This window comes from Streptomyces sp. NPDC127117, assembly GCF_042677325.1.
In the GTDB taxonomy this organism is placed as follows: domain Bacteria; phylum Actinomycetota; class Actinomycetes; order Streptomycetales; family Streptomycetaceae; genus Streptomyces.
The window spans coordinates 26,130-32,460 of record NZ_JBHXTM010000075.1; the positions used below are offsets into that span (position 1 = coordinate 26,130).

Consider the following 6,331-nt stretch of genomic DNA (forward strand, 5'->3'; position numbering starts at 1 on the left):
CGTCAGACCGCGACCGGCTCGGCGGCCGGGGCCGCCTCGGTGCCCTCTGCGACGACGCCCGCGACCCGGCGGAGCTTCTTCATCGGGCCGAGCTCGGACTCGTACACCTTCTTGACGCCGTCGCCGAGCGAGGCCTCGATGATGCGGATGTCGCGGACCAGGCGGGTCAGGCCCTGCGGCTCGACGGAGGCGGCCTGGTCGGAGCCCCACATGGCGCGGTCCAGGGTGATGTGGCGCTCGACGAACGCAGCGCCGAGGGCGACGGCTGCGAGGGTGGTCTGGAGGCCGGTCTCGTGGCCGCTGTAGCCGATCGGGACGTTGGGGTACTCCTGCTGGAGGGTGTTGATGACCCGCAGGTTCAGCTCCTCGGCCTTGGCCGGGTAGGTCGAAGTGGCGTGGCAGAGCAGGATGTTGTCCGAGCCCAGGACCTCGACCGCGTGGCGGATCTGGCGCGGGGTCGACATGCCGGTGGAGAGGATGATCGTGCGGCCGGTGGCGCGCAGCGCGCGCAGCAGCTCGTCGTCGGTGAGCGAGGCGGAGGCGACCTTGTGGGCGGGGACGTCGAACTTCTCCAGGAAGGCGACGGCCTCGGTGTCCCACGGGGAGGCGAACCAGTCGATGCCGCGCTTGGCGCAGTGCTCGGAGATGGCCTGGTACTCGGCCTCGCCGAACTCGACGCGGTGGCGGTAGTCGATGTAGGTCATCCGGCCCCAGGGGGTGTCGCGCTCGATGTCCCACTGGTCGCGCGGGGTGCAGATCTCCGGGGTGCGCTTCTGGAACTTGACGGCGTCGCAGCCGGCTTCGGCGGCCACGTCGATCAGGGCGAGGGCGTTGTCGAGGTCGCCGTTGTGGTTGATGCCGATCTCGCCGGTGATGTAGACGGACTGGCCGGGGCCGGCGGTGCGGGTGCCGAGGGTGCGCAGACGGGAGGTGCTCATGAGGTGTGTTTCCTTAGCTCGGATGACTTGGTGGGCTTGGGGAACCCGGAGTTACTGGGACTGCTCGGGGGACTGGGTCGGACGTGTGGTCGTGAGGGTGGGGCCGAGCAGCCAGGCCGCGATCTCGCGGATGGCGCCGAAGCCGCCGGGGGTGGTCGTGACGGCGCGTGCGGCCGCCCGTACCGAGTCGTGGGCACTGGCGACGGCGACGGGCCAGCCGGCGAGTGCGAAGCACGGCAGGTCGTTGACGTCGTTGCCGACGTAGAGGACACGTTCGGGAGCGATGGACTGTTCGTCGCACCACTGCTTGAGTGCCTGGTCCTTGCGGTCGATGCCGTGCAGGACCGGGATGCGGAGCTTGTGGGCGCGGGCGGCGACGACCGGGTTCTGCTCGCTGGAGAGGATCAGCAGCGGCAGTCCGGCCTTGCGCAGGGCGGCGATGCCGAGTCCGTCGCCGCGGTGGACGGCGACGATCTCGCGTCCGTCGGCGTCGATGAGGACCCGGTCGTCGGTCTGCGTGCCGTCGAAGTCGAGGACGACCGCGTCGATGTCGTCGAGCGTGGGCAGCGGCGAGGGGTCGAGCAGCGGTGCGAGGGCGCGGGCGCGGGCCAGGTCGTGCGGGTCGTCGACCTCCAGGACGCGTGCGGCGTCGGTGCGCACCAGGGCGGTGTGGCCGAAGAAGCGGTGGCGGTGGGTGCGGAAGCCCGCCACGTTCATGGCGTAGGCGGTGCCGGTTTCGAGGAGGTCCTCGGGGCGGTCCTGGCGCATCTGCCGTACGGACTTGTCGTGGTTGACGCCGTAGTTGTCCTCCTCGATGGCGCTGCCGTCGCGCCAGAGGAAGCCGTGGAAGGGGGCGACCGTGACGGCCGTGTCGGCGCCGTCACGGGCGACCGCGGCGGCGACGCCGTCGATGTCCTCCCGCAGCACGAAGGGGCTGGTGCACTGGACCAGGAGGACCACGTCGGCGGCCAGCTCGCGCATCGCCTCGTAGGCGTCCAGGGCGTGCAGCACCGCGTCCTCGCTGCTGGACTTGTCGCCGGCGATGGCCGCGGGGCGCTGGACGATATGCAGCCGCTCGGGGGCACCGAGCGTGTCGCCCGCGGCGCGGGCCGCCTCCGCGATGGCCGCGTCGTCGGTCGTCACGACGACGTCCGTGACCTCGCGGGAGGCCAGGCAGGCCCGTACGGCGCGGGCGATCAGCGGTACGCCGCCGACCTGGGCGAGGTTCTTGGCCGGGACGCCCTTGGATCCGCCGCGGGCGGGGATCACGGCGAGCACGGTGGGCGGCGTCATCGCTGCTCCTGAGGTCGGGATCGGGATCGGGGTCGGGGTCGGGGTGGGGGTCGGGGTGGGGGTCGGAATCGGGGTCGGGGTGGTCGGCGGGGTGGTCACAGCTCGCCCATCCGCCGGATGACGGGGGCGACCCGCTGGACGCCCTGCCGGTACGCGCCGCGCGCCGCCTCCCGGACCGCCTCGCGGACGGCGCCGCGCACTCCCCCGGTCTCGCGGGGCCGCTCGGCGCCCGGCAGCGGGTGGCCGTCGGGGGCGAGGTGGTGGCGGGCGAGGATGCCGGGGAGGTAGCCGGGGGCGGTGGCCGGTGTGTAGTACGGGGCGAGGTCGGGCAGCCGGGCCGCGGCGAGCATCGCGTCGACCCGGGCCCGGGCGTGGTCGTAGGCGGTGGCGTACGTGCCGTCGGCGGCGACGCCCTGGCCGGCCAGCCACTGCGGGTCGGGCTCCGGGCGGAAGCCGCCGTCCAGGTGGTCCCAGGAGGTGAGCAGGCCGGAGCCGATGAAGTGGTGGTTGCCCAGTGCCTCGCGGACGCCGAGGTCGGTGAGGACGGCGGTCGGGACACGCCGGTGCAGGGACTCCAGGGCGGCGGTCGAGGAGACCGTGACCAGCAGGTCGGTACGGTCCAGGACCTCGCCCATGTGCCCGTACACCAGGCGGAAGTTGGGCGGCGGTCCGCCGGGCAGCTTCTCGGCGAGCCGCTGGTACGGGAGTTCCTCGATGTGCGTGGTGTGCTCGCCGGGCTTGGAGCGCAGCTTCAGCAGCACCTCGCGGTCCGGGTGCAGCCTGGCGTGCTCGACGAGCCTGCGGAGCAGGTACATGCGGTCGTCGCGGGAGGCCGGTACGGAGGGCTGGGCGGCGAAGACGACGGTGTCGCGGCCCTCCTGCGGGCGGTGCGGCTCGCCGCCGAGGAAGGGCAGCGCGGCCTCGGTGACGGCCGAGGCGTCGGCGCCCACTCCCTCGTACACCGCGCGGAAACGCTCCGCGTCGTGGCGGGAGTTGGCGAGGACGATGTCCGCGCCGTGCCGCAGCAGCAGCCCGTCGGCGAGCTTCTCGTAGACGACGCCGACATAGCCGGTGACGACGACGGGCCTGGCGGGCAGCCGCAGTGCGGCCAGTCCGTGCAGCATCGCCTGGACGGCTCCGCCGACGAGCGCGAGTACGACCACGTCGTACCCCTCGTCCCGCACCGTGTGCAGGAATTCGACGGCCGTCACCTCGCGGACCCGGCCGGCCTCGATACCGACGTCACCGACCTCGGCGAGCTGGCGCGGGGTCGGGGTGGCCCGGCCGCGCAGCAGCAGTCCGCTGATCTCGACGCGCTGCGCCGACGTTCCGGACGCACCGGCGGTGAGGCGGCGCGCGGTGAGCGCGCCCCATTTCCACCGGGTGTCGGAGTCGGCGAGTACGGCTACCCGGAGGGCGGTCGTCTTTTCGGTACGTGGGGGCACGTCCCAGAACTTAGGAAGGCATTCCGATTCGCGGCCCAACGTGACGGCAACAGCTGGTTAACAGCCCGCCGACGCTTGGCGAATCGCCTTCACAAAGGGGACGCAATCGCCCGCGATTCGTCCCGGTTCATCATTCCGACATTCGCCGTTCACCCGCCGTCCCTCCCGGCGCCAAGGCAAATGACGGGCTCACGCCTAGCGTGAGACGGGTGGTTAAGCTCTCGGTCATCGTGCCGTTCTACAACGTGCAGACATACGCCCCCGACACCTTGAGAAGCCTGCGGGCAAACGCCCGCGAGGACTTCGAATTCATCCTCGTCGACGACTGCTCGACCGACGGGACCGCGGACATACTGCGCCGCGCCGAGGACGAGATTGAGGGGGTGGTCGTACGCAGACACAAGCAGAACGGCGGACTGGCCACCGCCCGTAACACCGGCCTGGACGCCGCGCGCGGCGAGTACCTCGCGTTCCTGGACGGCGACGACTGGCTCGCCCCCGGGTACTTCGCCGAAGTCCTGGCCCGCACCGAGGCGTTGGGCTGCGACTTCGTCCGTACCGACCATGTCCAGGTCGAGGGCCGCAACCGCAGCGTGCATCGCGTCCCGCACGGCAGGCGCGGCGAGGTGATGGATCCGCGGGACGCGATCCTGCCCGCCGAGCGGTCCACCTCGGTGGACTATCCGTACGCCTGGGCCGGGCTGTACCACCGTCGGCTGCTGGACCGCGGGCTGCTGCATTTCACGGACGGTCTGCGCACCGCGGAGGACCGCCCGTGGATCTGGCGGCTGCACCGCGAGGCCGATTCCTTCGCGGTGCTGGGACTTCTCGGAATTTTCTACCGGCGCGGGGTCGCTTCTTCGCTGACGCAGATCGGTGACGTACGGCAGCTCGATTTCATTCGCTCGTTCGACCAGGTCATTCGGGAAACCTCGGAAGATCGCGATGCCCAGGTGCTGCTGCCGAAAGCGGTCCGTACCTATTGCGCGATCATTTCTCATCACATGAGCTCGATCGAAAGGTTCGAACCCGCCGTGGCCCGCACCCTGAAGTCCATGAGTGCCGCCGCGCTCAGACGAATGCCGCAGCAGGTGCTCGACGAGGCCCTCGACTCGATGGACGTGCAGCGCGCCACCCTGCTGCGCAGGCTGCGCCGCCGCCCGGCCGCCGTCGGCGCCAAGGAGGTGTCGGCAGCGTGAACACCGCCCCGCCCCGCACCACGCAGATCTTCTTCGCCTCCACGCTCTACGGCACCGCCACGCTCGCCGCCGCGCTCGACGCGGGCTGCTTCGCGGACGCCGACCGCCGCATCCTGCTCGTCTCGAACAACGCGGCCGTACCGGAGACGACGGCCTCCCTCGACGCGATGCCCGGCTTCGACGCGCTGCGCGGCCGGTTCGACGACGTGGTGTCGTGGAACACGACGATCGCCCCCTTCCACCCGGGCGGCTGGGCGCCGCGCCCCGACGACGTACCGCTGTGGGAACGGCACCTGCGGCTGGCCTGGGGGCTCGGCGACGACGACATCGAGCTGGCGGTGGAGTCGATCCAGGTCAACCCCGCGCTGGCCGTCGCGCAGATCTTCACCGGGGCGCCGGTCGATGTGTACGCGGACGGGCTGATGAGCTACGGCCCCACCCGCAACAAGATCGACCCGCTGGTCGGTACCCGGGTGCGCCGGCTGCTCCACCTCGACCTGGTGCCGGGGCTGAAGCCGCTGCTGCTCACGGAGTTCGGGGTGGCGCCGCAGATCGTGCCGAGCGAGGTGTTCCTCAAGGTGCTCGGTGAGCTGGCGGACGCGCCGGGGGCGCAGGACGGGGTTCTGTCCGTGGAGGCGCCCGCGCTGCTGCTGGGCCAGTACCTCTCGGCGCTCGGGCTGATCAGCGCGGCCGAGGAGGAGGAGCTGCATCTGCGGATGATGCGGGGCGCGGTCGCGCTCGGCCACACCCGTCTCGTCTTCAAGCCGCATCCCACGGCTCCGGCGCAGTGGTCGAGGGCGATGGGCGAGGAGGCCGAGAAGCTGGGCGCGGAGCTGACGGTGCTGGACGAGGGGGTGCTCACCGCGCCGGTCCTCGCCGAGGTGCTCTACCAGCGGATGCGGCCGGCGCTGGTGGTCGGCTGTTTCTCGACGGCGCTGTTCACCGCTTCGGCGTTCTACGGGCTGCCGGTGGCCCGGGTCGGCACGGAGGTACTGCTGGACCGGCTCGCCCCGTACGAGAACAGCAACCGCATCCCGGTCACGCTGGTGGACGCGCTGCTGCCGGAGGTCACGGACCGGGCGGCCGTCGAGCGGTCGGGGGCGGCGCGGGGCGCCGAGCCGGTGGCCGCGGCGGATCTGACCGGGCTGGTCAGCGCGGTCGGCTTCGCGATGCAGCCGAGGATCTACCCGGGGCTGCGGCCGGCCGCCGAGCGGTATCTGGCCGCCCATCTGGACACCACGACCTGGCGGTACTTCAAGCGGAAGCGGCTGACCTCGCTGGCGCTGCCGGGCGCGGTCCCGGCGCAGCTGGCGTTCCTGCCGCGCAACGCGGTGGTGCGCCGGGTGGCGCGGTCGGTGCGGCGCCGGGTGGTGCGGCAGTAGGCGCCGGGAGCGGGGCCACGGCAGTGGGGGGGGGGGGGGGGCGGGGGCCCCCCCCCCCCGCCCCGGGGGCGGGG

Annotated in this window: 5 protein-coding genes; 2 read left to right on the plus strand and 3 right to left on the minus strand. The window is 72.1% G+C overall.

From position 1 onward, the window contains the following. Positions 1-2: 2 nt before the first annotated feature. The 3 genes from ACFVH0_RS37050 to ACFVH0_RS37060 all read right to left on the minus strand — a co-directional run bounded on the left by ACFVH0_RS37050 (position 3) and on the right by ACFVH0_RS37060 (position 3,676). Positions 3-938: an N-acetylneuraminate synthase family protein gene (locus ACFVH0_RS37050; protein WP_385827593.1), complete on the minus strand. Its 936-nt coding sequence runs from the start codon at positions 936-938 to the stop codon at positions 3-5. A 51-nt stretch (positions 939-989) separates the two neighbouring features. After that, complete coding sequence (locus ACFVH0_RS37055; protein ID WP_385827595.1) at positions 990-2,231, minus strand: cytidylyltransferase domain-containing protein; 1,242 nt, start codon at positions 2,229-2,231, stop codon at positions 990-992. Between the two features lie 95 nt (positions 2,232-2,326). Beyond that, on the minus strand, positions 2,327-3,676 hold the full coding sequence (locus ACFVH0_RS37060; protein ID WP_385827597.1) for a DUF6716 putative glycosyltransferase: 1,350 nt from the start codon (positions 3,674-3,676) through the stop codon (positions 2,327-2,329). Positions 3,677-3,885: 209 nt separating this feature from the next. On the opposite strand from ACFVH0_RS37060, the gene ACFVH0_RS37065 reads away from it, so the two are divergent. Both ACFVH0_RS37065 and ACFVH0_RS37070 read left to right on the plus strand, forming a co-directional pair. Next, positions 3,886-4,875, plus strand: coding sequence for a glycosyltransferase family 2 protein (locus ACFVH0_RS37065; RefSeq protein WP_385827599.1), 990 nt, complete (start codon positions 3,886-3,888; stop codon positions 4,873-4,875). Then, a complete protein-coding gene (locus ACFVH0_RS37070) occupies positions 4,872-6,257 on the plus strand; it encodes a polysialyltransferase family glycosyltransferase (protein ID WP_385827601.1) in 1,386 nt (461 codons plus the stop codon). The genes ACFVH0_RS37065 and ACFVH0_RS37070 overlap by 4 nt, the downstream gene beginning before the upstream one ends. Positions 6,258-6,331 lie beyond the last annotated feature (74 nt).